Raw genomic sequence first — 25,716 nt, 5'->3', positions numbered from 1 at the left:
TGCGTCATGGCCCTGCTGGCATCCGATACCGTAACCGAACAGCGCATTGCCCGACGCTCGCTGCATGACGAGGTGGTGGAGCGGCTGCGCGACCTGATCGTCGAGGGCGAGCTGGAACCCGGCAAGCGCGTGCCGGAGCGTGTGCTGTGCGAACGCTTCGGCATCTCGCGCACGCCGCTGCGCGAGGCGCTGAAAGTGCTGGCCTCGGAAGGGCTGGTGGAACTGCTGCCCAACCGGGGGGCCGTGGTCGCCCCGCTGACCGTGGTGGAGCTGGACGAGATCGTCGAGGTTATGGTGGCGCTGGAAGGGCTGGCGGGATCGCTGGCGGCCAGCCGGATGACCGATGTGGCCATCGCCGAGGTGAAGGCGCTGCATTACGAGATGCTGGCCTGCCACGCGCGCGCCGACCTGCACAGCTACTTCAAGCTGAACCAGGCGATCCATCTGGCGATCATTGAAGGGGCCGGCAATGCCACGCTGGCGCAGACCTATGGCGCGCTGAACGGGCGCATCCGGCGCTTCCGCTATATGGCGAACCTGTCCGGCGAGCGCTGGGACCATGCGGTCGCGGAGCATGACCTGATCCTGGACGCGCTGGTGAAGCGCGACTCGGCACTGCTCTCACGGCTGCTGGCCGATCACCTGCGCAACAAGTACCAGCATCTGAAGCAGGCCTATGAGGCCGCTTCGGAGACCAGCCAGGCAGCCGAGTAGCCGGGTTTCCTACTTTTCGTGCTTGCGGATGAAGCTGGCGATGCGCGGCATGATCTGCTCGCGCCAGCGGCGGCCGTTGAAGATGCCGTAATGGCCAACGCCCTTCTGCAGGTAATGCTCCTGCATGGATTTCGGCAGGTTCTTCACCAGATCATGCGCCGCCAGCGTCTGGCCGGGGGCGGAGATGTCGTCCAGCTCACCCTCGATGGTCATCAGCGCGGTCTTGGTGATGGCGGCCGGATCGACGCGCTGGGTACGCCAGCGCATCGTGCCTTTCGGCAGCGAGTGCAGCTTGAACACATGCTCCACTGTATCGAGGTAGAAGTCGGCGGAGATGTCCTGCACGGTCAGATATTCGTCGTAGAAGCGCCGGTGCCCGTCGGCCGATTCGCCATCGCCGCGGACCAGATGCTTGAACTGGTCGATATGGGCGTGGAAGTGGCGGCCCGGATTCATCGAAATGAAGGCGCCGACCTGCATGAAGCCCGGATAGACCCGCCGCCCGGCACCCGGATAATGCAGCGGTACGGTGGCCACCACATGGCGCTCGAACCAGTCCATGGAGCGGTTCTCGGCGAAGCGGGTCACGATGGTCGGGTTGGCGCGCGTATCGACCGGCCCGCCCATCAGGGTCATGCTGCGCGGCTGCGCCTTGTCGTCGGCGGCGGCCATCAGCGAAACCGCAGCCAGCACCATCGGCGCCGGCTGGCAGACCGCGATCAGATGGGTGTCGCGGCCCAGATGCCGCATGAACTGCATCAGATAATCGATATAGGAATCGAGGTTGAAGGCACCTTCGGATTCGGGGATGTCCCGCGCATCGTGCCAGTCGGTCACATAGACGTCGTGGCCCGGCAGCAGGGCTTGGACCGTGCCGCGCAGCAGCGTGGCGTAATGGCCGGACATCGGCGCGACGACGAGGGTTTTCGGATCGTTCAGCCCCTTGGCATCACGCTTGAAATGCAGCAGGTCGCAGAAGGGCAGGCTGAGCGCGATTTCCTGCGTTACAGGTACGGTCTTGCCGTCGATCTGGGTCGTGTCCAGGCGCCAGTCCGGCTTGTTGCGCTGCTTGATGACACCTTCCAGCACTTCCGCGCCGGCGGCCAGCGACTGTCCGAACTGGGTATAGCTGAGCGGTACCCAGGGATTGCGCATCAGCGCCTGTGTTGCATCCGTCATGATGCGCACCGGAGCGAGCGCAGCCTGCTGCATTTCATAGAGATGATAGAGCATGTCTTCTACGTGCCTTTCCGCCTGGTGACCCTGGCCTTGCCGGTATAGGCGGCCGGGTATCCTGAACCGGTGGTGCGTTCCTCGTTTTTGATTATCGTCTCCAATCCCTTCGGATTGGTTAAGGTCGATTCCAGGGTCGAATCGATATGTTTACCTACGATTCCTAATGCTCGTGGCAAACACAGTGACGGCAACCAAATCTTGCGTCAAGCCGGCACTCATTCCGGCTTTGCTGGCTTGCCCGCAATTTATCTGGTCCTTTTGCGCGGCTGGCGCCATGGACAGGCGGTGCGGATGTCCTATGTGTGGAGGGCATGACGCTATCGCCTGAAGATGTGTGGTTCGTGGCCGCCGGCCATTGGCTTCGCACCGGCGGGAGGGTAGGGTTCCTGCCGTTCCGGTGTTTCCTTGTTAAAGCTCCCTAGCCTGTCAGGTTTTTCATGATCGCAATCAGCAGCGCCTTCGATGGCGGCAACATCGAGGTCGTCTCCATCGCCGACGCAACCGCCCGCCTGCGTATCCGCAAGGACAATGCGGCGGACTTCTCGCAGTGGTTCTATTTCCGCGTCACCGGCACGCGCGGCCGGGCGCTGACCCTGGTTGTCGAGAATGCCGGCCAGACCTCCTATCCGGGCGGTTTCGAGAATTACCAGGCTGTCGCCTCCTATGACCGGCAGGACTGGTTCCGCGTGCCGACACGGTTCGACGGCAAGATCATGACCATCGAGCATGTGCCGACCTCGGACGCGGTCTATTACGCCTATTTCGCGCCCTATTCGATGGAGCGGCATGCCGATCTGGTGGCGGACGCGCTGACCTCGCCACTGGTGACGCTGGAAGTGCCGGGCCGCACGCTGGACGGGCAGGACATCGACATCCTGGAAATCGGCGAGCCGGCGGACGGCAAGCCGGCCCTGTGGGTGATCGCCCGCCAGCATCCCGGCGAGACCATGGCCGAATGGTGGGTCGAAGGCTTTCTGGACCGGCTGCTCGACCCGGCGGACGCAGCGTCCCGCGCGCTGCTGGAACGCGCCGTGCTCTATGTCGTTCCGAACATGAACCCGGACGGCAGCCGGCGCGGCAATTTGCGCACCAACGCGGCGGGCGCCAATCTGAACCGGGAATGGAAGGAGCCCAGCCTGGAGAAGAGCCCGGAAGTGTTCCATGTCCGCCAGCGGATGATCGAGACCGGCATCAAGCTGTGCCTTGATGTCCATGGTGACGAGGTGCTGCCTTATAATTTCATCGCCGGTTTCGAGGGCGTGCCCTCGGTGATGCCGGAGCGGCTAGAGTTGCTGGAGGAGTTCAAGGACCGGTACGCGGCGATCAACCCGGATTTCCAGACCGTCCATGGTTATCCGGCCTCGGCGCCGGGCAAGGGCAACCTCACCACCTCCACCGGCTATCTGGCCGAGTTCCAGGGCGTGCTGGCGATGACGCTGGAGCAGCCCTTCAAGGACACTGCCGATACGCCGCGCCCGGAGGAAGGCTGGTCGCCGGAACGCGCCATGCGGCTGGGCGCTTCGGTCATCGACGTGCTGCTGCCGATGGCCGGCAAGCTGTAGGACAGAAAAGAGAAGGAAGAAACGATGATCACCCTCTATGGCATTCCGAATTGCGGCACGGTGAAGAAGGCCCGCGCCTGGCTGGAGGAGAAGGGCGTGGAGTATCAGTTCCACGACTTCAAGAAGCAGGGGCTGGACGCCAAGACCGCCGAAGCCTGGGTGAAGGAGCTGGGGACCGACAAGCTGGTGAACCGCAAGGGCACCACCTGGCGCAAGCTGGACGACGCCACCCAGGCGTTGCTGCAGGGCCAGAATCCGGTGCCTTCGATGCTGGAGAATCTCTCCGTCATCAAGCGCCCGGTCATCGATCTGGGCGACCGCCGGCTGGTCGGTTTCGGGCCGGACGAGGTGGCGACGCTGGAAGGCCGTCTCTGAGATGGGTATCCGCCGGCTCGGCCTGATCGGCTATGGCGCCATCGGCAAGGCGGTCTGCGCCGCCTTTACCGATGACGATCTGGTGAAGATCCCGGCCGTCCTGGTGCGCCGTGCGCGTGACCTGGGGCCGGATGGCCCGCTGGTGCTGACCGAGCCGGAGAAGTTCTTCCAGCAGCAGTTTGATGCGGTGCTGGAGGTGGCCGGCCATCAGGCGCTGCGGGATTATGGCGAGCGCGTGCTGCTGAGCGGCAGCGATCTGGTCGTGACCTCCATCGGTGCCTTCGCCGCCGACCCGGAACTGCTGGAGCGGCTGACCGGCGCGGCGGAACGGTTCGGCCGCCGCCTCATCATCGCCTCGGCCGGCATCGGCGCGCTGGACATGCTGTCCGCGGCGGCTGTCGGCGGGCTGGACAGCGTGCGCATGGTGGTGCGCAAGGACCCGTCCGCCTGGACCGGGACCATCGCCGAGGAGGCTTTCGACCTGGACGACATGGCGGAACCGACCGTGCTGTTCCAGGGCTCGGCGCGGGAAGGGGCCAGGCTCTATCCGCAGAATGTGAACATCTCGGCGGCGGTGGCACTGGCCGGGCTGGGCCTCGACAAGACGCATCTCACCATCATCGCCGACACCACCATCGACACCCACATCATCGAGGTGGAAGCGCGCGGCGCCTTCGGCAGCTTCCGCTTCGTCGAGGATGTCGTCCCCACGGAGGACAATCCGAAGACCGGCAAGATCGTCGCCATGGCGGTGGTCAAGACCGTTCGCCAACTCGCCTCACCGGTGGTTATCGGCCTCTGACTAGGCTTTGCGAATCGCTCGCAAGCGCTTGCAACGCTTGAATTCTTCTTGACCGCACCCCTTATATCGTACTAATCCGGTCCAAATTGATTATGGCCGGTTTCGGCGTCACGAGAAGGCAGCGAAATGATTCGGCTCAACCGATTGACGGACTATGCGATTGTCGTGCTGGGGCAGCTTGCCCAGCTGCGCGAGATCGCCGATTCCGGGGATGCGAAAACAGCGGAGGCGGCAGGGTCGAAGACGGCGGCCGCGCTGGCGCAGGATACCGGCGTGCCGCTGCCCACCGTCTCCAAGGTCCTGAAGATGCTGGCGCATGGCAAGATCATCGCCTCGCAGCGCGGCGTCGCCGGCGGCTACACGCTGAGCCGCGATCCGAAGTCGATCACCGTGGCCGAGATCATCACCGCGATGGAAGGGCCGATCGCGCTGACCGCCTGCGTCGATGGCGCCGTCGGCAGCTGCGATGTCGAGGCGCTGTGCGCCATGCGAGGTAATTGGGACAAGGTGAACCGGGCAATCCGCGAGGCGCTGTCGGCGGTATCGCTGCAGGAAATGCTGGCGATGCCGTCGGCCTTCGAGATGTTCCCGGTACCCTCGGCGCGGCGCGATGGCGCCCGTCCGCAGTAACAGAGTTTGAGACAGGTAAGAGATCATGGCTGGCACGGCTGAAACACTCGAACAGGTCCAGGCGCTCGAAGACCGGAAGTACAAGTACGGCTTCGTCACCGACATCGAGATGGAGCGCGCGCCCAAGGGGCTGAACGAGGACATCATCCGCTTCATCTCCGCCAAGAAGGGCGAGCCCGACTGGATGCTGGAATGGCGGCTGAAGGCCTATCGCCACTGGCTGACCATGGAGGAGCCGGACTGGGCGAAGCTGGGCTACCCGCCGATCGACTATCAGGACGCCTATTACTACGCGGCGCCGAAGTCGAAGGACGACAAGCCGAAGAGCCTGGACGAGGTCGATCCCGAGCTGCTGGCCACATACGAGAAGCTGGGAATCCCGCTGCAGGAGCAGAAATGGCTGGCCGGCGTGGCGGTCGATGCCGTGTTCGACAGCGTGTCGGTGGCCACCACCTACAAGAAGAAGCTGGAGGAGAAGGGCATCATCTTCTGCTCGATCTCCGAGGCGCTGCGCGACTATCCTGATCTGGTGCGCCAGTATATCGGCTCGGTCGTGCCCTACAGCGACAATTTCTTCGCCACGCTGAATTCGGCGGTCTTCACCGACGGCTCCTTCGTCTATATCCCGAAGGGCGTGCGCTGCCCGATGGAGTTGTCCACCTATTTCCGCATCAACGCCTCGGAAACCGGCCAGTTCGAGCGTACCCTGATCATTGCCGACGAGGGCTCCCACGTCTCCTATCTGGAGGGCTGCACGGCACCGCAGCGCGACGAGAACCAGCTGCATGCCGCCGTGGTCGAGCTGGTGGCGCTGGACGATGCCGAGATCAAATATTCCACTGTCCAGAACTGGTATCCGGGCGACGAGAACGGCAAGGGCGGCATCTATAATTTCGTGACCAAGCGGGCCGCCTGCCGGGGGCGCAATTCCAAGGTGTCCTGGACCCAGGTCGAGACCGGCTCGGCGATCACCTGGAAATATCCCAGCTGCATCCTGCAGGGCGACAATTCGGTGGGCGAGTTCTACTCCGTCGCCATCACCAACAACATGCAGCAGGCCGATACCGGCACCAAGATGATCCATATCGGCAAGAACACCCGATCCACGATCATCTCCAAGGGCATCTCGGCCGGCCGCGCCAACAACACCTATCGCGGGCTGGTGAAGATTTTGCCGAAGGCGGAAAACGCCCGGAACTACACCCAGTGCGACAGTCTGCTGATCGGCGACAAGTGCGGCGCGCACACCGTGCCCTATATCGAGCAGCGCAATCCGACCGCCAAGATCGAGCATGAGGCGACCACCGCGAAGATCAGCGAGGACCAGCTGTTCTACTGCAAGCAGCGCGGCCTGTCGGAAGAGGATGCGGTCTCGGTGATCGTGAATGGCTTCTGCAAGGAAGTGATGAAGGAACTGCCGATGGAGTTCGCCGTCGAGGCACAGAAGCTCATCGGAATCAGCCTGGAAGGCAGCGTCGGCTAAAGCGTCGCCGCAACTGAACGGATACTGACATGTCTTTGATCGAAATAAAGAATTTGCACGCTACCGTTGACGGGAAGCCGATCCTGAAGGGGATCGACCTCACCATAGAGCCGGGCGAGGTGCACGCCATCATGGGGCCGAATGGTTCCGGCAAATCGACGCTGTCCTACGTCATTTCCGGCCGTGAGGGCTATGAGGTGACCGAGGGCGACATCCTGTTCGATGGCCAGAGCATCCTGGAGATGGAGACGGACGAACGTGCCATCGCCGGCATTTTCCTTGCCTTCCAGTATCCGGTGGAGATTCCGGGCGTGGCCAACACCACCTTCCTGAAGGCCGCCGTGAATGCACGCCGCAAGGCCGCCGGCGAGCCGGAAGTGGACGCCATGCAGTTCCTGAAGATGCTGCGCGAGAAGACCAAGCTGCTGGGCGTCACCGACGAGATGCTGAAGCGCGCGGTGAATGTCGGCTTTTCCGGCGGCGAGAAGAAGCGCAACGAGATCCTGCAGATGGCGGTGCTGGAGCCGCGCTTCGCGGTGCTGGACGAGACCGATTCCGGCCTCGATATCGATGCGCTGCGCATCGTTGCCGATGGCGTGAACGCGCTGCGCGGGCCGGAGCGGTCCATGCTGGTCATCACCCATTACCAGCGCCTGCTGGATTATATCGTGCCGGATAAGGTGCATGTGCTGGCCAGGGGCCGAATCGTCGCGTCGGGCGGCAAGGAGCTGGCGCAGGAGCTGGAAGCCACCGGCTATGCCGGCTATACCGATTCCGAGGCGGCCTGAGGCGATCATGGCAACCCCGCGTTCCTTTCCGGCACCCTTCGCCGACCGCCATGCCGAGCTGGCGCCATCGCTGTCCGGTGCAGGCATCGGCTGGCTGGCGGCCCTGCGCGCCGACTCTGCCGCGCGCTGCCGGCAGAACGGCCTGCCGACCACCCGGGTCGAGGCCTGGCGCTTCACCAATCTGAAGGATCTGGTGGCGGGCGATTTCACCCCGGCGGGTAACGTGCCTGATATGGCGCTGGACAGCCTGCCGGCCTCCAGCCTGCTGGCGGTCAACGGCCATGTGCTGGCCTTCGTGAATGGCCGGTTCCGCGCCGAGCTGTCAACCATCGACGCCCTGCCGGACGGCGTGGCACTGCTGCCGCTGTCCGAGGCGATCCGCACTGACGAACAGTCGCTCTCCGCCCATCTCGGCCATCTGACCGAGGCGGAGGAGAATCCCTTTGCCGATCTGAACACCGCCTTCCTGGAGGATGGCCTCGTGCTGCGGCTGGCCGACGGCGTGACGCTGGACCGGCCGGTGCATCTGGTCTCCATCGGCGCGGTCGCGGACCGTGCGGTGGCTTTCTTCCCGCGCCTGCTGGTGGTGCTGGGCAAGGGTACCAAGGCGACGCTGTTCGAGAGTCATGCCGGCCTCGGCGGCGCCTATTTCTCCAATGGCGTCATGGAAGCGGTGCTGGGCGAGGGCGCGCATCTGGAGCATTACAAGCTGCAGAACGAATCGCCCGAGGCTTTCCACATCGCCAACACCCGAATCAGCGTGGCGTCGCAGGGTTTCTATGACGGCTTCGTGCTGCAGACCGGCAGCCGGCTGGCCCGCAACGAGGTGCAGGTGGCGCTGAACGGCGAGAATGCCCGCTGCCATCTGAGTGGCGCCTATCTGGGCACCGGGCGGCAGCATCTCGACAACACCACCTTCATCGACCATGCGGTGCCGGATTGCGCCTCGCGCGAGGTCTATAAAGGCGTGCTGGACGAGCGCGCGCATGGCGTGTTCCAGGGCAAGATCCTGGTGCGGCGCGACGCGCAGCGCACCGACGGCCACCAGCTGAACCGGGCGCTGCTGCTGTCCCGCGAGGCGGAGGTGAACGCCAAGCCGGAGCTGGAAATCTACGCCGACGATGTGAAGTGCAGCCACGGCGCGACGGTGGGCGAGCTGGCGGAAGAGCAGCTGTTCTACCTGCAGGCCCGCGGCATCGACCGCGCCACGGCGCGCGTGCTGCTGATCGAGGCCTATGTGCAGGAAGCGGTGGACGAGATCGGCAATGTCGAGGCGCGGCTGCCGTTCCAGCGCGTGGTCGGCGCCTGGCTGAAGGCAAGGAAGGAACGGTCATGACGGCGATGGTTCAGCCCCCCCTGGCCGACGCGCCCTATGATGTGGAGGCGGCGCGCCGCGACTTCCCGATCTTCCGGACCGATGTGCGGGGCAAGCCGCTGGCGTTCCTCGACAGCGGCGCCTCGGCGCAGAAGCCGCAGGCGGTGCTGGACGCGATGAACGCGGCCTACACCTCCGGCTATGCCAATGTGCATCGCGGCGCCTATCAGCTGAGCGAGCGGGCGACCGCCGCCTATGAGGGCTCGCGCGAGATCGTGCGGCGTTTCCTGAACGCCCGTTCGGTGAAGGAGATCGTCTATACCCGCAACGCGACCGAGGGCATCAACCTCGTCGCCGCCAGCTATGGCCGGAAATTTCTGAAGGCGGGCGACGCGGTGCTGATCTCCGAGATGGAGCATCACGCCAACATCGTGCCCTGGCAGCTGCTGCGCGAGGAGATCGGCATAGAGCTGCGCATCGTGCCCATCGCCGATGATGGCTCCTGGCTGATGGCCGAGTACGAGAAGCGGCTGGACGGCGTGAAGCTGGTGGCGCTGACCCACACCTCCAACGTGCTGGGTACGGTGACGCCGGCGAAGGAGATCACCGCGCTGGCCCATGCGGCGGGCGCCAAGGTGCTGCTGGACGGCAGCCAGGCGGTCGTGCACCGCAAGGTGGATGTGCAGGATATCGGCTGCGACTTCTATGTCTTCACCGGCCACAAGCTCTATGGCCCGACCGGCATCGGCGTGCTGTACGGGCGCGAGGAGCTGCTGGCCGCCATGCCGCCCTATCAGGGCGGCGGCGACATGATCCGCACCGTGAGCTTTGCGAAATCGACCTGGGCCGACCTGCCGCACAAGTTCGAGGCCGGCACCCCGGCCATCGTCGAGGCGGTCGGGCTGGGCGCCGCGATCCAGTATGTCGAGGGGCTGGGGATCGAGCGCATCGCCCGGCACGAGACGCAGCTGCTGAATTACGCCACCCAGCGCCTGTCGGCGGTGAAGGGGCTGAACATTCAGGGCAATGCTGTCGGCAAGGCGGGGGTGATCTCCTTCACCATCGACTGCGCGCACCCGCACGATATCAGCACCATCGTGGACCGGGCCGGCGTGGCCATCCGCGCCGGGCATCATTGCGCGCAGCCGCTGATGGAACGGCTGGGCGTGGCGGCGACGGCGCGCGCCTCGCTTGGCCTCTACAGCACCAAGGCGGAAGTGGACCAGCTTGCCGAGGCGCTGGATTTCGTAGTGGAGATGTTCGACTGATGCTCGACGATTTGCGCGATCTTTATCAGGAAGTGATCCTGGACCACGGCAAGCGGCCGCGGAATTTCCGGCAGATCGACAATGCCAGCCACCACGCGCATGGCCACAATCCGCTGTGCGGCGACCAGCTTGTCGTCTATCTGGCACTGGACGAGAAGGGCATCGTGCAGGATGCCAGTTTCATCGGTAAAGGCTGTGCGATTTCAACGGCTTCTGCGTCCCTGATGACAGAAATTCTGAAGGGCAAGACGGAATCGCAGGCCAAGCAGCTGTTCGAGCGGTTCCATGCCATGTGCACCGGCGCCGAGGTGAAGCCCGCCCCCGGCCTGGAGGAGGACCTGGAGCGGCTGGAGGTGCTGTCAGGCGTGCGCGAGTTCCCCAGCCGGGTGAAGTGCGCGACGCTGGCCTGGCACACCATGACCGCCGCCGTCGAAGGCAAGGACCAGGTGTCCACGGAGGATTGATCCGATGAATCCCTATGCCGTCGATCTGGAGCCGTTTTTCGGCAAGCAGGTGGAGGAAGGCACCACCGCCTATGCCGGCGCGCCGCTGCCGGAGGGCACCGCGCCCGCGCCGGAGGAAGCCATCGTCGAGGCGTTGCGCACCGTGCATGACCCGGAAATCCCGGTGAACATCTACGACCTTGGCCTGATCTACGCCATCAACAGGCAGGAGGGCGGCAACGTTCATATCCTGATGACGCTGACCGCGCCGGCCTGTCCCGTCGCCGGCGAAATGCCGGTGCAGGTCGCCAACGCCGTGGCCGGCGTCGAAGGGGTCGGCGAGGTCGAAGTGGAACTCACCTGGGAGCCACCCTGGACCACCGACCGCATGTCCGAGGATGCCAAGATGGCCCTGGATATAGGCTGACCTTGGATATCGGCTGATTGCTGCTTATCTGTCAGTTGGTGTTATACTGTTACTCAAGTCCCGCGTTCTGGAGGTCACGATTATGGCCCAGCAAGTGATTACCCTGACCGATGCCGCCGCCGAGCGTGCGCGCGCCCTGATGGCGCGCAGCGAGCAGCCGGTCGCGGCGCTGCGCGTCGGCGTGAAGGCGCGCGGCTGTTCCGGCATGTCCTATGTCATCGAATATGCCGACGAGAAGAAGAAGTTCGAGGAAGTGGTGGAGGACAAGGGCGTGAAGATCTTCATCGATCCCGCCGCCGTAATGTTCCTGATCGGCAGCGAGATGGACTATACGGAAGACAAGTTCACCTCCGGCTTCACCTTCGTCAATCCGAACGAGAAGGGCCGCTGCGGCTGCGGCGAGAGCTTCCACGTCTGATCGGTCTCGCGTAACCTGATCCTGCCGCCCGGATGAGGCGTTATGGCAGGACAGGCGATGCAACCTATTGAAACTGTTGAAATGCATACCGCTGGCGAGCCGGTGCGGATCATCGTGTCCGGCTGGCCGTCCCTGTCCGGTCCCACGCTGCTGGACAAGCGTCGCGACGCGCGGGAGAGGCACGATTCCCTGCGCCGCATGCTGATGGAGGAACCGCGCGGCCATCCCGACATGTATGGCGCGCTGCTGGTCGAACCGGACCATCCCGAGGCCCATCTCGCCGTGCTGTTCATGCACAATGAAGGCTATTCCACCATGTGCGGCCATGCGGTCATCGCGCTGGGCCGCTATGCCGTGGATAAGGGGCTGGTGCCGGCGACAGAGCCGGAGACGGTAGTGAACATCCAGTGCCCCTGCGGCCTGGTGCGCGCCCATGTCGCTGTGTCGGACGGCAGGCCGGGTTCTGTGCGGTTCGACAGCGTGCCGGCCTTCGCGTTCGCCCGCGACCGTCTGGTGGAAACGCGCGATTGGGGGCCGGTCATGCTCGATATCGGCTATGGCGGCGCCTTCTATGCCGTGCTGCCGGCGGACAGTATCGGGCTGGATGTCGAATGTTCCTCCGTCCGCGACCTGACCGATGCGGGCGAGGCGATTGCCCTTGCCACCGCTGAACAGATCAGGCTCGACCATCCTGACTCGCCCGATCTGGCTTTCCTCTATGGCACAATCCTGACCGACGGGCGCGACGCCTGGGAGGAGGCACCCACGCGCAATGTCTGTATCTTCGCCGGGCGGCAGGTGGACCGCAGCCCGACCGGCTCCGGCGTCACCGCGCGGCTGGCCCTGCAGCACGCACGCGGGCTGATCCGTCCTGGCCAGCAAAGGCTGTTCCGTAGTGTCACCGGACAGGATTTCACCGGCGAGGTGGCGGGGGAGACCATGGCCGGCCGCCACCGGGCCATCATCGCGCGTGTCGGCGGGCGGGCCTACTACACAGGGCGGGCACAATTCGACGCGGAACCGGATGATCCCTTGCGAGAAGGGTTCCTGCTGCGCTAGCGTCTTTACACAAGAGTCAGTTTAAGCAGCGGGAGGAAGCCATGAAGGTCAACTGGCGGGGTGTGTTTCCGGCGGTCACGACGCAGTTCAACGCCGATGAGAGCCTGAATGTCGAATCGACGCAGCGGAACATGCAGCGGCTGATCGACGATGGCGTGAACGGCTTCATTATGCTGGGCACGGTCGGCGAGAACTGCTCGCTGCGGCCCGAGGAGAAGCTGACCATCCTGCGCGCCGCCAAGGAGGTGGCGGGCGGCAAGGTGCCTATCCTCTCCGGCGTTGCCGAATTCACCACGGCGCAGGCTGCTGACTATGCCAAGGCGGCGGAAAAGGTCGGCATCGACGGTCTGATGGTGCTGCCCGGCATGGTCTATAATTCCGATGCGCGCGAGACCGTGCAGCATTTCCGTACCGTAGCGCGGGCCAGCGGCCTGCCGATCATGATCTACAACAATCCGATGGTGTACCGGGTTGACCTGAAGACCGAGAGCCTGGCCCAGCTGGCCGGCGAGAAGACCATCGTGGCCTTGAAGGATTCCTCGGAGGATGTGCGCCGGCTGAACGACGTGCACAACATTCTGGGCGACCGTTTCGTGCTGTTCGCCGGGGTGGACGATCTGGTGATCGAAAGCGTGCTGCTGGGCGCCGTCGGCTGGGTCTCCGGCCTCACCAACGCCTTCCCGAAGGAAAGCGTGCGGATGATGGAGCTGGCGCTGGCCGGCCGCTATGAGGAGGCGCTGCCGATCTATCGCTGGCTGATGCCGAGCCTGCATCTCGATACCTTCCCGAAGCTGGTGCAGTACATCAAGCTGGCCGAGCAGATCGTCGGCCGCGGCAGCGAGATGGTGCGCAGCCCCCGCCTGGTGCTGGAGGGGGAGGAGCGCGCCCGCGTGACGAAGATCATCGAGGAGGCGGTGCGGAACCGGCCCGACCTCGACAAGCTGCCCTCCGTCGCCTGACGCCGGGGACGCCATGGCCAGCCACAGCTTCTTCTGCGTCGATGCCCATACCTGCGGCAACCCGGTCCGGGTTGTCGTGGGCGGCGGGCCGACCCTCAAGGGCGCGTCGATGAGCGACTACCGCCAGGATTTCCTGACGCGGTATGACTGGGTGCGCCACGCCCTGATGTTCGAGCCGCGCGGCCACGACATGATGTCGGGTTCCATCCTCTACAAGCCGCTGCGCGAGGATTGCGATATTGGCTGGCTGTTCATCGAGACCTCCGGCTGCCTGCCGATGTGCGGGCACGGCACCATCGGCACGGTGACGGTGGCGCTGGAGCAGGGGCTGGTGACGCCGCGCGTCGAGGGCAAGCTGTCGCTGGACGTGCCGGCCGGCAAGGTCGATGTCGAGTATGAGATGGATGGCCGCTTCGTGGACAAGGTGCGGCTGTTCAACGTGGCCTCCTTCCTGGAGGCGACGGATATCGTCATTGATGTGCCGGGTCTGGGCGAGCTGACGGTCGATGTGTCCTATGGCGGCAATTACTACGCTATTGTCGAGCCACAGAAGAACTATGCCGGGCTGGAGAGCCTGTCGGCGGGGGAGATCCTGCACTACTCGCCCATCGTGCGCCGGCTGATGCAGGAAAAGCTGCAGCCCGTGCATCCGGAGAACCCGACCATCAATGGCGTGTCCCATGTCATGTGGACCGGCGCGCCGCGCGATCCCAAGGCGCATGGCCGCAACGCCGTGTTCTATGGCGACAAGGCGATCGACAGGTCGCCCTGCGGTACCGGCACCTCGGCCCGCATGGCGCATCTGGCGGCGAAGGGGAAGCTGCGCCCTGGTGACGATTTCGTGCATGAGAGCATCATCGGCAGCCTGTTCGAGGGGCGCGTCGAATCCGCGACGAGCCTTGCCGGCCGCGACGCCATCCTGCCCTCGGTTGCCGGCTGGGCGCGCATCACCGGCATCAACACCATCTTCGTGGATGACCGTGACCCCTACGCCCACGGCTTCCAGGTGGTGTAGGTCTCTCGAGCGTCATGCCCGCAAAAAACCCTATGGGGTGCTGGGGTTGATTCTGGAAGTCGAACTATCAATGACCGTCATTCCCGGCCTTGTGCCGGGAATCCAGGGATCGGCTCGCTCCGGCAATGATCCAGTAGGCTGAACCCTGGACCCCCTAAGCGCCCTTGGGCAACAAGTGCGGGGGTGACGGATGGAGTATGGGATGACCATCAAAGTAACTTGTCATGCCCGGACTTGATCCGGGCATCCAGGGGCGGTGCCTTGCCTGTAGCGAAACAGAACGTGGCCCCTGGATTGCCGGGTCAAGCCCGGCAATGACAAAACAGAATCCCACAACACCAGTGGCCTACAGCTTCCTAAAGCCCCAGCAAGGGCCGCAGGCTGACGATCAGCTTTTCCGCCTCGCCGGCGGCGTAGGGGCGGGGCGGCACCTTGCCCCAGACCGGCCCCGGCCAGGCCGGGTCGGTGGCGAAGCGGGCAATCACATGCACATGCAGCTGCGGCACCATGTTGCCCAGCGCCGCGACATTCAGCTTGGTCGGGTTGTAGCGCGCCTGCAGCCCTTGCGTGGTGCGCACGATCTCCTCCATCAGCACCGCCCGGTCCTCCGGCGGCAGCTCATGGATTTCGCGGATATCCCGGCGCTGCGGCACCAGCACCAGCCAGGGATATGTCGCATCCATCATCAGCAGCACCCGGCAGAGCGGATAGCGCCCGACCTCCAGCGTGTCGGCGGCGAGCTGCGGGTGCAGGGCAAAGTCGGTCATGGCGCTGTCATTCTTTCCTGTCATTCATGGCACAGGTGACGGGATGGCCTCTTGGAGCCGACGCCCGCTGCCTCTACCTTGTCGGAGAATAGCAATACGCCCGTCCAAGGAAAGGACCGCGACATGATCGATCTCTATACCTGGCCCACGCCGAACGGCTTCAAGGTTTCCATCCTGCTGGAGGAACTGGGCCTGCCCTATAACGTCATTCCGGTCGATATCGGCAAGGGCGCGCAGTTCGACCCGGAATATCTCAAGCTGAACCCGAACAACAAGATGCCGACCATCGTCGATTCCGAGGGGCCGGACGGCAAGCCCTACACGGTGATGGAGAGCGGCGCCATCCTGATCTACCTCGCCGACAAGCACGGCAAGTTCCTGCCCAAGGGCGGGGAGGCGCGCTATGACGTGCTGCAATGGCTGATGTGGCAGATGGGCGGCATCGGGCCGATGCTGGGCCAGGCGCACCATTTCCTGCAATACGCGCCGGAGAAGATCGAATACGCCATGAACCGCTACGCCAATGAGGCGAACCGGCTCTACGGCGTGCTGAACAAGCGCCTTCAGGGCCGCGACTATGTCGCCGGCGACTATTCCATCGCTGACATGGCGATCATGCCCTGGCTGCGCTATCCCGACCGGCAGGGCGTGGATATCGAGCAGTATCCGGAGGTGAAGCGCTGGCGCGAGAGCCTGGAAACCCGCCCGGCGGTACAGAAGGGCCTCGCCGTGCTGGCGGAACACCGCCGCACCGGCCCGATCACCGACGAGCAGCGCGAGAACATGTTCGGCAAGAAGCAGTACGAGAAAAGGTGAGGGAAGGGGGCGAAAGCCCCCTTTATCTATAAGCTTTTTTAATTTCTATAACAAGTTTACCTTATATAATGAGTTAAGTAGGTGTTAGGAAACGTCGAAGGTGTAATCTAAGAAATATGTGAGAGATTATGAGTGTTGAATTTGAAAGCGTATATTTGGACGTAAAAAGGAAATTCATTCTAGATGGAGTGGATTCATTTTTTGATAAAATAGACGCTTCTCTAAGTGAAGAGTCAGATATAACATTTATTTTAAGCTCTTTTCGGCAAAACCTTTTTTCTGCATTTATGGTGGGAACTATTCCATATCAACTGGCAACGAAAGCTGTTTTAGATATTAGATTTAGCCAAATTCTCTCTGCTGAGAGGATACGGACTTTAAGGCCGGAGGGGAGAAAAATTGTTCAGGATGAGAATTCAGAAGAAATAGCGCTAGAGAATGCAAATAATTCAATGAAAGAAGAGTTGAGAGATCATGATGTTTTGGTAAATCATAAAAGAAATATAATATATAGACTCCACAATTATAATAACTCAGATGAAATAGACATTACATTTGACGAATTATTAAGGCAGGTTTTGGTAATGTCTTGGGGGTCTTTTGAAATATTCATAAATGATGTGTTGAGGGAGTCTTTAAATAGAGACCCTAGTTTATTAAATAATATATCGAATATAAAACCTTATAAAGAGATAATAAGCTCAAGAAATTTATTAGAAGGACTAAGAGATTATTCTTTTGATTTATCAAAATCAATGGGTAATTTTTTGTCTAGTATAGTTTCTTTGGATAGTATTGAAAAAATGCAATCTGCGATTCATTCTGTTTTTGAAGATAAAGCTTTAACTAAGAAAATAAATGATGTTAGGTTGAGGCGTATTTTTCAGCAAAGAAATTTAATTGTTCACAGAAGGGGTTTGGTAGATTTTAAGTATAAAAATCGTATAGATGACGAGTTTGTGGTTGGTGAAAAAATCTCCTTTGAGGCTACTTACGTACAAGACTGTATGGCTCTCTTAAGAGATGTCGGTTGTGATGTGTATATTGCTGCTCAAAAGAAGGTTTTTAACTCTAATACCTAACGACCAATGCTAGTTTACGCCATCCTCATTGTCGATATGCAGGCCGGGATGCTGGCGGGCGCACCGAAGCACGATCTGGCCGGCGTGGTGGCGCGCATCAATGCGCTGACGGCGATGGTGCGCGGCAGCGGCGGCCGGGCGGTGTGGATACGCCATTGCGGCCAGCCGGGCGACGGGTTCGAGCCGGGTTCGCCGGGCTGGGAATTCCTGCCGGAACTGCTGCGCGCGCCGGAGGATGCCGAAATCGGCAAGACCCTGAATGACGCCTATGCCGGCACCGGCCTTGCGGCGCTGCTGCGGGAGCTGACCCCGTCGCGCGTACTGGTCTGCGGCTGGGCCACCGATTTCTGCGTCGATTCGACGGTGCGCTCCACCGTCTCGCACGGATTTGCGGCTGTCGTGCCCTCGGACGCCCATACGCTCAGCGACCGGCCGCATCTGCCCGCCCCTGCGGTCATCCGCCATCATAACTGGCTGTGGAGCGAACTGATCGCCGATCCGCCGGTGCGCGTGCTGCCTACCAACGAATTGCTGGCGGAGGCGTCACCCCCGCACCAAGTGCGGGGGTGAGGGAAGGCGGGCATCTCAGCCGACGCGGCCAGCCTTGATATACTCCACCATCTGGGTGGCCACGGTGCCCCAGCCATCGTGGAACCCCATCTCCTCGTGGTTCTTGCGGGTTTCCTCGTCGCCATGGATGGCGATGGCCTTGTAGCGCGTGCCGCTGCCGATGCGCGACAGTTCCAGGGCGCCAGTGAAGAAGGGCTTCGGTGCGGGGCGGTAGCCGGGCAGCAGCGTATCGGTGAAGATCAGCCGTTCCAGCGGCGTCACCTCCAGGAAACAACCGGCATTGGGGAATTCCTCGCCCTCGGGCGAGCGCATGGTCGTGCTGAAGGTTCCACCGGGGCGGAGGTCAATCTCGCAGGCGACGATGCTCCAGGGCTTCGGCACGAACCATTCCTTCAGATGCTCCGGCATCGTCCAGGCTTTCCAGACGAGTTCCACCGGCACGTCGATCTCGCGTTCCAGCACCAGGTCCAGCTTCGGGTCGATCTTCAAGATGGGCGATGTCATTCGGAATTCTCCTCCTTCATTTTCATTAGGTAACTACCCAGCCGGTCGAGCCTGCGTTCCCACATGCTGCGTTGCCGTTCCAGCCAGTCCTCCGCCAGCTTCAGCCGTTCCGGCTCAATGCTGTAGGTCCGCACCCGTCCGGCCTTCCGCGAGCGCACCAGTCCGCTCTTCTCCAGCACCTTCATGTGCTGCAGGAAGGAAGGCAGGGCCATGTCATAGGGGGCAGCCAGCTCACTGACGGAGGCCGGTCGGGCACTCAGCCGTTCCAGCACATGCCGGCGTGTCGGGTCGGACAGGGCACGGAAGATGCCATCTACGATGGCCGCCTCCGCCATCTTTCCGCCGGTGCTCCCTGTGCCGGCTCCGGGTGTCGCCATGCAGCCTCCGCTTTTGTCGGTGCAGTCGTCATAGACCGGGAATAAACTTAGGTCAACACCTAACTGTTGATATCAACAATACGCCGGGTGGAGCCGTGTGACAGTCCCGTGTATAAGCGGGCGAGGGGTTTCTGCCGAGGGGCGGGGCGCCCGGGGCGTTTTTGGGCTTTCTTGCGGGGGAACATACGGAATGCTGGAGCGGTATTTCAGGCTCAGCGCGCATGGCACGACCGTGCGCACGGAGATTCTGGCGGGGATCACCACCTTCCTGACCATGGCCTACATCATCTTCGTCAATCCGGCGATCCTGTCGGATGCGGGGATGGATTTCGGCGCGGTCTTCGTCGCCACCTGCCTCGCCGCCGCCATCGGCACGGCGATCATGGGGCTGTACGCCAACTATCCCATCGCGCTGGCGCCGGGCATGGGGCTGAACGCCTATTTCACCTATGGCGTGGTGCTGGGCATGGGGCACACATGGCAGGTGGCGCTGGGCGCCGTCTTCCTGTCCGGTGTGCTGTTCATCATCCTGACCATCCTGCCGGTGCGTGAATGGGTGATCAACGCCATCCCGCGCAGCCTGAAGATGGCGATCTCGGCGGGTATCGGCCTGTTCCTCGGCATCATCGCGCTGAAGAATGCCGGCGTGGTGGTCGATCACCCGGCAACACTGGTGACGCTCGGCGCGCTGTCCTCGCCGCCGGTGCTGCTGGCGGCGGCCGGCTTCATCCTGATGGTGGCGCTGGACGCCAAGCGCGTGCCGGGGGCCATCATCATCGCCATCCTGGCCACCACGATGGCCGGCGTGCTGCTGGGCGTCACCGAGTTCAAGGGCATTGCCAGCCTGCCGCCCGATCCCAGCCCGACCTTCCTGCAGCTGGATATCGCGGGTGCCCTGCAGGTGGGGTTGCTGGCGGTGGTCTTCGCCTTCTTCTTCGTCGATCTGTTCGATACCGCCGGCACGCTGGTGGGCGTGGCGCACCGCGCCGGCCTGCTGGACGCCGAGGGCCGCCTGCCGCGCCTGAAGCAGGCGCTGATGGCCGATAGCGTGGCGACGGTGGCGGGCTCGACGCTCGGCACCTCCACCACCACCTCCTACATCGAGAGCGCGGCGGGCATCAAGGCGGGCGGGCGCACCGGCCTCACCGCCGTGACCGTGGCGGTGCTGTTCCTGGCCAGCCTGTTCCTGTCGCCGCTGGCCGGCACCGTGCCGGCCTATGCGACTGCGCCGGCGCTGCTGTTCGTCGCCTGCCTGATGACGCGCGGGCTGGCGGAACTGGACTGGGAGGATGTGACGGAATATGTGCCGGGTGTGGTGGCCGCACTCGCCATGCCGCTGACCTTCTCCATCGCCCATGGCATCGCCTTCGGCTTCATAACCTACGCGGCGATCAAGCTGCTGTCGGGCAGGGCCGGCGAGGCCAGCGTGATGGTCTATATCCTGGCCGCGCTGTTCGTCGTGAAGTTCGCCGTGATCTGAGGGAGCGGCTTCCTCTGGCCGTCATTCCCGGGCTTGTCCCGGGAATCCAGGCTTCAGCTTACTCGGCATAGGATCCAGTGAGCCGAGGCCTGGACCCCCGCAACAAGTGCGGGGGTGACGGCCGGAGTTTTCGGAGGAGAATAGGGAGAAGCCGTCAGTTATCGCCCATCTTCAGCGCGGCGATGAAGGCCGATTGCGGGATTTCGACGGAGCCGAACTGCCGCATCCGCTTCTTGCCTTCCTTCTGCTTGTCCAGCAGCTTGCGCTTGCGGCTGACGTCGCCGCCATAGCATTTCGCGGTCACGTCCTTGCGCATGGCGGAGACCGTCTCGCGCGCGATAACGCGCCCGCCGATGGCGGCCTGGATGGCGATCTTGAACAGCTGGCGCGGGATCAGATCCTTCAGCCGCTCGCAGATCATGCGGCCGCGGAACTCCGCCTGGCTGCGGTGCACCAGCATGGACAGCGCGTCCACCGGCTCGGCATTCACCAGGATGGAGACTTTCACCAGGTCGCCCTCGACATAGCCTTCCATCTGGTAGTCGAAGCTGGCATAGCCGCGGCTGATGGATTTCAGCCGGTCGTAGAAGTCGAACACCACCTCGTTCAGCGGCAGGCGATAGACCACCATGGCGCGGTTGCCGACATAGGTCAGCTCGATCTGCTCGCCGCGCCGCTCGGTGCACAAGGTCAGGATCGGACCCAGATAATCGTCCGGCACGAAGATGGTGGCCTTGATCCACGGCTCCTCGATCCGGTCGATCTTCACCACATCGGGGAAGTCGGCCGGATTGTGCAGCTCGATGGTCGAGCCGTCGGTCATGTGGATCTTGTACACCACGCTGGGCGCGGTGGTGATGAGGTCGAGGTCGAATTCGCGCTCCAGCCGCTCCTGGATGATCTCCAGATGCAGCAGCCCCAGGAAGCCGCAGCGGAAGCCGAAGCCCAGCGCGGCGGAGCTTTCCGCCTCGTAATGGAAGCTGGAATCGTTCAGCGCCAGCTTGGCCAGGCTGTCGCGCAGATGCTCGTAATCGGCAGCATCGACCGGGAACAGGCCGCAAAACACCACCGGGATGGACGGCTTGAAGCCGGGCAGCATCTTGGTCGCGGGCCGGCGCTCCTCGGTCAGCGTGTCGCCGATGCGGCAGTCGGCCACGGTCTTGATGCCCGCCGTGATATAGCCCAGTTCGCCCGGGCCAAGGCTGCCGAATTCCACCATCTTCGGCCCGAAGATGCCGACGCGGTCCACCGGATGCGCGGCACCCGTCGCCATCATGCGGATCTTCATGCCCTTCTTCAGCGTGCCCTCGACGACGCGGACCAGAATGATGACGCCGAGATAGGCGTCGTACCAGCTGTCCAGCAACAGGGCGCGCAGCGGGGCTTCCGGGTCGGCCTCCGGCGGGGCGGGCAGGCGCTGGACGATGGCTTCCAGCACATCGTCGATGCCGACACCGGTCTTGGCGGAGATCGGAATGGCGTCGGAGGCGTCGAGCCCGATCACATCCTCGATCTGCTGCTTCACCCGGTCCACATCGGCGGCGGGCAGGTCCACCTTGTTCAGGACCGGCACGATCTCATGGTTGGAATCCAGCGCCAGATAGACATTGGCCAGCGTCTGCGCCTCCACACCCTGGCTGGCATCGACCAGCAGCAGCGAGCCCTCGCAGGCCGCCAGCGAGCGGCTGACCTCATAGGTGAAATCGACATGGCCGGGCGTGTCGATCAGGTTCAGCAGGTATTCCTGCCCGTCCTTCGCGATATAGGGCAGGCGGACGGTCTGCGCCTTGATGGTGATGCCGCGCTCACGCTCGATATCCATCGAGTCGAGCAGCTGCTCCTTCATCTCGCGCGATTGCAGCTTGGCGCAACGCTCGATCAGCCGGTCGGCCAGCGTGGACTTGCCGTGGTCGATATGCGCGACGATGGCGAAGTTGCGAATGTTCTTCTGCGGGATCGACATGTCTATCGAAACGCTTTCCTGATCCAGAATTCCTGTCACCGACCTGTTTGCCCAAAGGCGCGCCCGGCGGCTAGGAAAATATGTGGTTGCCCTCTCTCGTCCACCGTCACCCCGTCACAGATGTGGGGTGACGGCCGGAGAGAACCTTACCGCCGCAGACTGCCGCCGGTGGCTTTTTCCACCTGGGCGACGATCTTGGCGCTGACCGCCTCGATATCCTCCTCGGTCAGCGTACGTTCGGTCGGCTGCAGGGTGACGTTGATGGCAACCGACTTGCGGCCCTTGCCAACGCCCGGTCCGACATAGACGTCGAACACGCCAACCTCGGACACCAGAACCTTGTCAGCACCTTTCGCGGCCCGCACGATCTGCTCGGCGGCGACATCGGCATCCACCACGAAGGCGAAGTCGCGCTCCACCGGCTGGAAGGGCGAGAGCGTCAGGAAGGGCTTGGTCGAGCCCTTCTTCGCCTTCGGCATCGGCACCCGGTCGAGAAACAGCTCGAAACCGGCAACCGGCCCCTTCAGGTCATAGGCCTGCAGCAGGCGCGGATGCACCTCGCCGAAGCAGCCCAGCACGTTGGGGCCAAGGCGCAGGCAGCCCGAGCGGCCTGGATGATACCAGTCCGGCGCATCGGTCGAGACCTGGGCATTGCTGGCGGGCGCGCCCAGCGCCTCCAGCAGGGCCAACAGGTCGGCCTTGGCGTCGAAGGCATCCACCGGGCGCTGCTGGCCGGTCCAGTCACGCGGGGCCGTCATGCCGGCACGGATGCCGGTCGCCATCGCCGACTGGCCCTTGGGCGTGGCGTCGGCATATTGCGGGCCGACCTCGAACAGCGCCAGGTCGGGATAGCCCTGGTTGGCGTTGCGCTGGGCGGCGGCCAGCAGATTGCCCAGGATCGACGGGCGCATGGCGTCCAGATCGGCGGAGATCGGGTTGGCCAGCATCATCTCCGGCTTCACCGGGCCGCCGAACAGGGCGGCCTGGCTGGACGGCATGAAGGAGAAGGTGACCGCCTCCACCATGCCGCGCGACGCCAGGGTGCGCTTGGCCAGCGGTACGCGGCGCTGGGCCGGGGAAAGCGCTGGCTGCGGCATGGTCGTCTCGCGCGGCAGCGGCTCGACCGGGATGTTGTCATAGCCGTGAATGCGCAGGATTTCCTCGACGAGGTCGGCCTCGCCGATGATGTCGCCGCGCCAAGGCGGCGGGGTGACGGAGAACACGCCGTCGGCCTTCGGCTCCGCCTCGAAGCCCAGAATGTCGAGGATGCGCAGTGCCTCGCCCTGCTTCACGGCGACACCGCCCAGCTCGGCAATGCGGGCGATGCGCAGGTCGTAGCTGCGGCGCCACTCCGGCTCCGTCCCCTCGACCACGACATCGCTGCATTCGCCGCCGCACAGCTCCAGGATCAGGCGAGTGGCGACATCGGTGCCCCAGAAGGGAGATGTCTGGTCCAGCCCGCGCTCGAAGCGGTAGCGTGCGTCCGACAGCAGGTTCAGCTTGCGGCCGGCCATGGCAACACGGATCGGGTCGAAGATTGCGGTCTCCAGGAACACGCTGGTGGTCTCGTCCGACACGCCGGTGCGCTCGCCGCCCATCACGCCGCCAAGGTCATCCACGCCGTGATCGTCGCCGATGGCGATGATCTCCCCATCCAGCGTATATTCCTTGCCGTTCAGCGCCAGGAACTTCTCGCCATCCTTCGCGAATCGGATGGTCAGGTGGCCGCCTTCGATCTTGTCGGCGTCATAGACGTGCAGGGGCCGGCCAAGGTCCATCATCACATAGTTGGTGATGTCCACCAGCGCGGAGATCGGGCGCAAGCCCACCGCGCGCAGACGGTCCTGCAGCCAGCGCGGGGAGGGGCCGTTCTTCACCTTGCGGAAATGCCGGCCGACCACGATCGGGCAGGCATCCATGGCGTCCGCCGGGAAGTCGCGGCGCCAGACGACGGGACTTTCGTAGCTGCCATTGCGCTTCGAAGTGTCCAGCTTCTTCAGCGTACCGAGGCCGGCCGACGCCAGATCGCGGGCCACGCCGCGTACGCCCAGGCAGTCGGCCCGGTTCGGCGTGATGGCGATGTCGATCAGCGGATCGTCCAGCCCGGCATATTTCGCGAAGGGCAGGCCCAGCGGCGCATCCGCCGGGAGGTCGATGATGCCGTCATGCTCGTCGGACAGGCCAAGCTCGCGCTCGGAGACCAGCATGCCGTTCGATTCCTGGCCGCGGATCGTGCCCTTCTTCAGGTCGATGCCGGTGCCGGGGACATGGCTTCCTACCGGCGCGAACACGCCCTTCATGCCGGTGCGGGCATTCGGCGCGCCGCAGACGACCTGCAGGATTTCCTTGCCGGTATCGACCTTGCAGACGCGCAGGCGGTCGGCGTCGGGGTGCTGCTCGGCGGAGACGACATGGGCGATGGTGAAGGGTGCGAGCTCCTTGGAGCGGTCCACCACTTCCTCGACCTCCAGCCCGATCATGGAGAGCGTGCGGACGATCTCCTCCAGCGGGGCATCGGTGTCGAGATGCTCCTTCAGCCAGGACAGGGTGAATTTCATCGGGCCAGCCCCCCGGTCAGCGTCGGTACGTCCAGCGGCACGAAGCCGTAATGTCTCAGCCAGCGAAGATCGCTGTCATAGAAGGTGCGCAGGTCGGGAATGCCGTATTTCAGCATGGCGATGCGCTCGATCCCCATGCCGAAGGCGAAGCCCTGATACTTGGAGGAATCGATGCCGCAATTCTCCAGCACGCGCGGATGCACCATGCCGGAACCCAGGATTTCCAGCCAGTCGTCGCCCGCACCGATGGTCAGCTCGCCGCCCTTGCGGGTGCAGCCGATATCGACCTCCGCCGAGGGTTCGGTGAAGGGGAAATAGCTGGGGCGGAAGCGCACCGGCAGATCGTCCACACCGAAGAAGGCGCGGCAGAATTCGATCAGGCAGCCCTTCAGATGGCCCATATGGGTCTTCTCGTCGATCACCAACCCCTCGACCTGATGGAACATCGGCGAATGGGTGGCGTCATGGTCGCTGCGGTAGGTACGGCCGGGCGCGATGATGCGGATCGGCGGCGTGGCCTTCTGCATGGTGCGGATCTGCACCGGCGAGGTGTGGGTGCGCAGCACCATCTTCGCCCCGTCTGCGCGGTCGGGCAGGTAGAAGGTGTCATGCTCCTGCCGGGCGGGATGCTCCGGCGGGATGTTCAGCGCGCCGAAATTGTGGAAGTCGTCCTCGATGTCCGGGCCCTCGGCGACGGCGAAGCCCATCTCGCCGAAGATCGCCGTCAGCTCGTCCATCACCTGGCTGATCGGGTGGATGAAGCCGCGCTGCTCCGGCCGGGGCGGCAGCGATACGTCGATCCGCTCGGCGGCGAGGCGGGCGTTCAGCGCGGCATCGGCAAGGCCGGTCTTGCGCGCCTCGATGGCCTCGGCCACCGCGTCCTTCACCAGATTCAGATCCTGGCCGGCCTGGCGGCGGGCATCGGGATCGAGGCCGCCCAGCTGCTTCATCAGCTCGGTGATGCGGCCCTTCTTGCCAAGCGCGGCGACACGGGCGCGGTCCAGCGCCTCCAGATCGACGGCCTGGCCTACCTCGGCCAGCAATTCGTCGCGCAGTCGGTTGAGGTCTTCCATCGTTAGTCCCGTCTTCCCGATACGAAAAGAGG

Annotated in this window: 26 protein-coding genes; 19 read left to right on the top strand and 7 right to left on the bottom strand. The window is 63.5% G+C overall.

Annotated features, from left to right (window positions below; all coding sequences use genetic code 11):
* Positions 1 to 6 precede the first annotated feature (6 nt).
* Positions 7 to 714, top strand: coding sequence for a GntR family transcriptional regulator (locus tag P24_RS03820; protein ID WP_008943381.1), 708 nt, complete (start codon positions 7 to 9; stop codon positions 712 to 714).
* A 9-nt stretch (positions 715 to 723) separates the two neighbouring features.
* Here P24_RS03820 and P24_RS03815 read toward each other — a convergent pair whose 3' ends face one another.
* Positions 724 to 1,947: a polyhydroxyalkanoate depolymerase gene (locus tag P24_RS03815; protein WP_008943380.1), complete on the bottom strand. Its 1,224-nt coding sequence runs from the start codon at positions 1,945 to 1,947 to the stop codon at positions 724 to 726.
* A 440-nt stretch (positions 1,948 to 2,387) separates the two neighbouring features.
* On the opposite strand from P24_RS03815, the gene P24_RS03810 reads away from it, so the two are divergent.
* The 14 genes from P24_RS03810 (at position 2,388) to P24_RS03745 (ending at position 14,494) form a co-directional block, all read left to right on the top strand.
* Positions 2,388 to 3,512, top strand: a complete 1,125-nt coding sequence (locus tag P24_RS03810; RefSeq protein ID WP_008943379.1) for a M14 family metallopeptidase — start codon at positions 2,388 to 2,390, stop codon at positions 3,510 to 3,512.
* 24 nt (positions 3,513 to 3,536) lie between these two features.
* The gene (locus P24_RS03805) at positions 3,537 to 3,887 is read left to right on the top strand and encodes an arsenate reductase (RefSeq protein WP_008943378.1); all 351 of its coding nucleotides are present in this window, start codon (positions 3,537 to 3,539) and stop codon (positions 3,885 to 3,887) included.
* A 1-nt stretch (position 3,888) separates the two neighbouring features.
* Complete coding sequence (locus P24_RS03800; RefSeq protein WP_008943377.1) at positions 3,889 to 4,689, top strand: aspartate dehydrogenase; 801 nt, start codon at positions 3,889 to 3,891, stop codon at positions 4,687 to 4,689.
* Between the two features lie 126 nt (positions 4,690 to 4,815).
* Positions 4,816 to 5,319, top strand: coding sequence for an SUF system Fe-S cluster assembly regulator (locus tag P24_RS03795; protein WP_008943376.1), 504 nt, complete (start codon positions 4,816 to 4,818; stop codon positions 5,317 to 5,319).
* A 25-nt stretch (positions 5,320 to 5,344) separates the two neighbouring features.
* Positions 5,345 to 6,802 (top strand): Fe-S cluster assembly protein SufB, encoded by a 1,458-nt coding sequence (gene sufB, locus P24_RS03790; RefSeq protein WP_008943375.1) that lies wholly within the window; start codon positions 5,345 to 5,347, stop codon positions 6,800 to 6,802.
* Positions 6,803 to 6,837: 35 nt separating this feature from the next.
* Positions 6,838 to 7,590: a Fe-S cluster assembly ATPase SufC gene (sufC, locus tag P24_RS03785; RefSeq protein ID WP_008943374.1), complete on the top strand. Its 753-nt coding sequence runs from the start codon at positions 6,838 to 6,840 to the stop codon at positions 7,588 to 7,590.
* 7 nt (positions 7,591 to 7,597) lie between these two features.
* On the top strand, positions 7,598 to 8,926 hold the full coding sequence (gene sufD, locus P24_RS03780) for a Fe-S cluster assembly protein SufD (protein ID WP_008943373.1): 1,329 nt from the start codon (positions 7,598 to 7,600) through the stop codon (positions 8,924 to 8,926).
* Positions 8,923 to 10,173: a cysteine desulfurase gene (locus P24_RS03775; RefSeq protein WP_008943372.1), complete on the top strand. Its 1,251-nt coding sequence runs from the start codon at positions 8,923 to 8,925 to the stop codon at positions 10,171 to 10,173. Before sufD ends, P24_RS03775 begins: the two co-directional genes overlap by 4 nt.
* The gene (gene sufU / locus P24_RS03770) at positions 10,173 to 10,637 is read left to right on the top strand and encodes a Fe-S cluster assembly sulfur transfer protein SufU (protein ID WP_008943371.1); all 465 of its coding nucleotides are present in this window, start codon (positions 10,173 to 10,175) and stop codon (positions 10,635 to 10,637) included. Before P24_RS03775 ends, sufU begins: the two co-directional genes overlap by 1 nt.
* 4 nt (positions 10,638 to 10,641) lie before the next feature.
* Positions 10,642 to 11,043, top strand: a complete 402-nt coding sequence (locus P24_RS03765; RefSeq protein WP_008943370.1) for an SUF system Fe-S cluster assembly protein — start codon at positions 10,642 to 10,644, stop codon at positions 11,041 to 11,043.
* A gap of 82 nt (positions 11,044 to 11,125) precedes the next feature.
* Positions 11,126 to 11,461 (top strand): HesB/IscA family protein, encoded by a 336-nt coding sequence (locus tag P24_RS03760; RefSeq protein WP_008943369.1) that lies wholly within the window; start codon positions 11,126 to 11,128, stop codon positions 11,459 to 11,461.
* Between the two features lie 81 nt (positions 11,462 to 11,542).
* The gene (locus tag P24_RS03755) at positions 11,543 to 12,520 is read left to right on the top strand and encodes a proline racemase family protein (RefSeq protein ID WP_008943368.1); all 978 of its coding nucleotides are present in this window, start codon (positions 11,543 to 11,545) and stop codon (positions 12,518 to 12,520) included.
* A 41-nt stretch (positions 12,521 to 12,561) separates the two neighbouring features.
* Positions 12,562 to 13,479, top strand: a complete 918-nt coding sequence (locus P24_RS03750) for a dihydrodipicolinate synthase family protein (protein ID WP_008943367.1) — start codon at positions 12,562 to 12,564, stop codon at positions 13,477 to 13,479.
* A gap of 13 nt (positions 13,480 to 13,492) precedes the next feature.
* A complete protein-coding gene (locus P24_RS03745) occupies positions 13,493 to 14,494 on the top strand; it encodes a 4-hydroxyproline epimerase (protein ID WP_008943366.1) in 1,002 nt (333 codons plus the stop codon).
* A 356-nt stretch (positions 14,495 to 14,850) separates the two neighbouring features.
* On the opposite strand, the gene P24_RS03740 is transcribed toward P24_RS03745, so the two are convergent.
* Positions 14,851 to 15,261, bottom strand: coding sequence for an HIT domain-containing protein (locus P24_RS03740; RefSeq protein WP_008943365.1), 411 nt, complete (start codon positions 15,259 to 15,261; stop codon positions 14,851 to 14,853).
* A gap of 123 nt (positions 15,262 to 15,384) precedes the next feature.
* Between P24_RS03740 and P24_RS03735 the strand changes: the two genes are divergently transcribed.
* From P24_RS03735 to P24_RS03730, 3 genes are all read left to right on the top strand, one after another.
* A complete protein-coding gene (locus P24_RS03735) occupies positions 15,385 to 16,077 on the top strand; it encodes a glutathione S-transferase family protein (RefSeq protein ID WP_008943364.1) in 693 nt (230 codons plus the stop codon).
* Between the two features lie 128 nt (positions 16,078 to 16,205).
* Positions 16,206 to 17,159 (top strand): hypothetical protein, encoded by a 954-nt coding sequence (locus P24_RS19990; protein WP_156816166.1) that lies wholly within the window; start codon positions 16,206 to 16,208, stop codon positions 17,157 to 17,159.
* 6 nt (positions 17,160 to 17,165) lie between these two features.
* Positions 17,166 to 17,729 carry an isochorismatase family protein gene (locus P24_RS03730; RefSeq protein ID WP_008943363.1) on the top strand — a complete coding sequence of 188 codons (564 nt, stop codon included), beginning with the start codon at positions 17,166 to 17,168 and terminating at the stop codon, positions 17,727 to 17,729.
* 15 nt (positions 17,730 to 17,744) lie between these two features.
* On the opposite strand, the gene P24_RS03725 is transcribed toward P24_RS03730, so the two are convergent.
* Together P24_RS03725 and P24_RS03720 are read right to left on the bottom strand one after the other, a co-directional pair.
* On the bottom strand, positions 17,745 to 18,233 hold the full coding sequence (locus P24_RS03725) for an SRPBCC family protein (RefSeq protein WP_008943362.1): 489 nt from the start codon (positions 18,231 to 18,233) through the stop codon (positions 17,745 to 17,747).
* Positions 18,230 to 18,610: an ArsR/SmtB family transcription factor gene (locus P24_RS03720; protein ID WP_237740158.1), complete on the bottom strand. Its 381-nt coding sequence runs from the start codon at positions 18,608 to 18,610 to the stop codon at positions 18,230 to 18,232. Before P24_RS03720 ends, P24_RS03725 begins: the two co-directional genes overlap by 4 nt.
* A 190-nt stretch (positions 18,611 to 18,800) precedes the next feature.
* Here P24_RS03720 and P24_RS03715 point away from each other — a divergent pair, with 190 nt between their 5' ends.
* Entirely contained in the window at positions 18,801 to 20,090 is a 1,290-nt protein-coding gene (locus P24_RS03715; protein ID WP_008943360.1) for an NCS2 family permease, read from the top strand.
* A 154-nt stretch (positions 20,091 to 20,244) separates the two neighbouring features.
* On the opposite strand, the gene lepA is transcribed toward P24_RS03715, so the two are convergent.
* From lepA to pheS, 3 genes are all read right to left on the bottom strand, one after another.
* Entirely contained in the window at positions 20,245 to 22,053 is a 1,809-nt protein-coding gene (gene lepA, locus P24_RS03710) for a translation elongation factor 4 (protein ID WP_008943359.1), read from the bottom strand.
* Between the two features lie 146 nt (positions 22,054 to 22,199).
* Positions 22,200 to 24,611: a phenylalanine--tRNA ligase subunit beta gene (pheT, locus tag P24_RS03705; RefSeq protein WP_008943358.1), complete on the bottom strand. Its 2,412-nt coding sequence runs from the start codon at positions 24,609 to 24,611 to the stop codon at positions 22,200 to 22,202.
* Positions 24,608 to 25,684: a phenylalanine--tRNA ligase subunit alpha gene (pheS, locus tag P24_RS03700; protein WP_008943357.1), complete on the bottom strand. Its 1,077-nt coding sequence runs from the start codon at positions 25,682 to 25,684 to the stop codon at positions 24,608 to 24,610. Before pheS ends, pheT begins: the two co-directional genes overlap by 4 nt.
* Between the last annotated feature and the right edge of the window lie 32 nt (positions 25,685 to 25,716).

The sequence above is a fragment of the Oceanibaculum indicum P24 genome (assembly GCF_000299935.1).
Taxonomy (GTDB): domain Bacteria; phylum Pseudomonadota; class Alphaproteobacteria; order Oceanibaculales; family Oceanibaculaceae; genus Oceanibaculum; species Oceanibaculum indicum.
The sequence above is the reverse complement of the archived record's forward strand: the minus strand, read 5'-3'. Positions and strand labels throughout refer to the sequence as shown.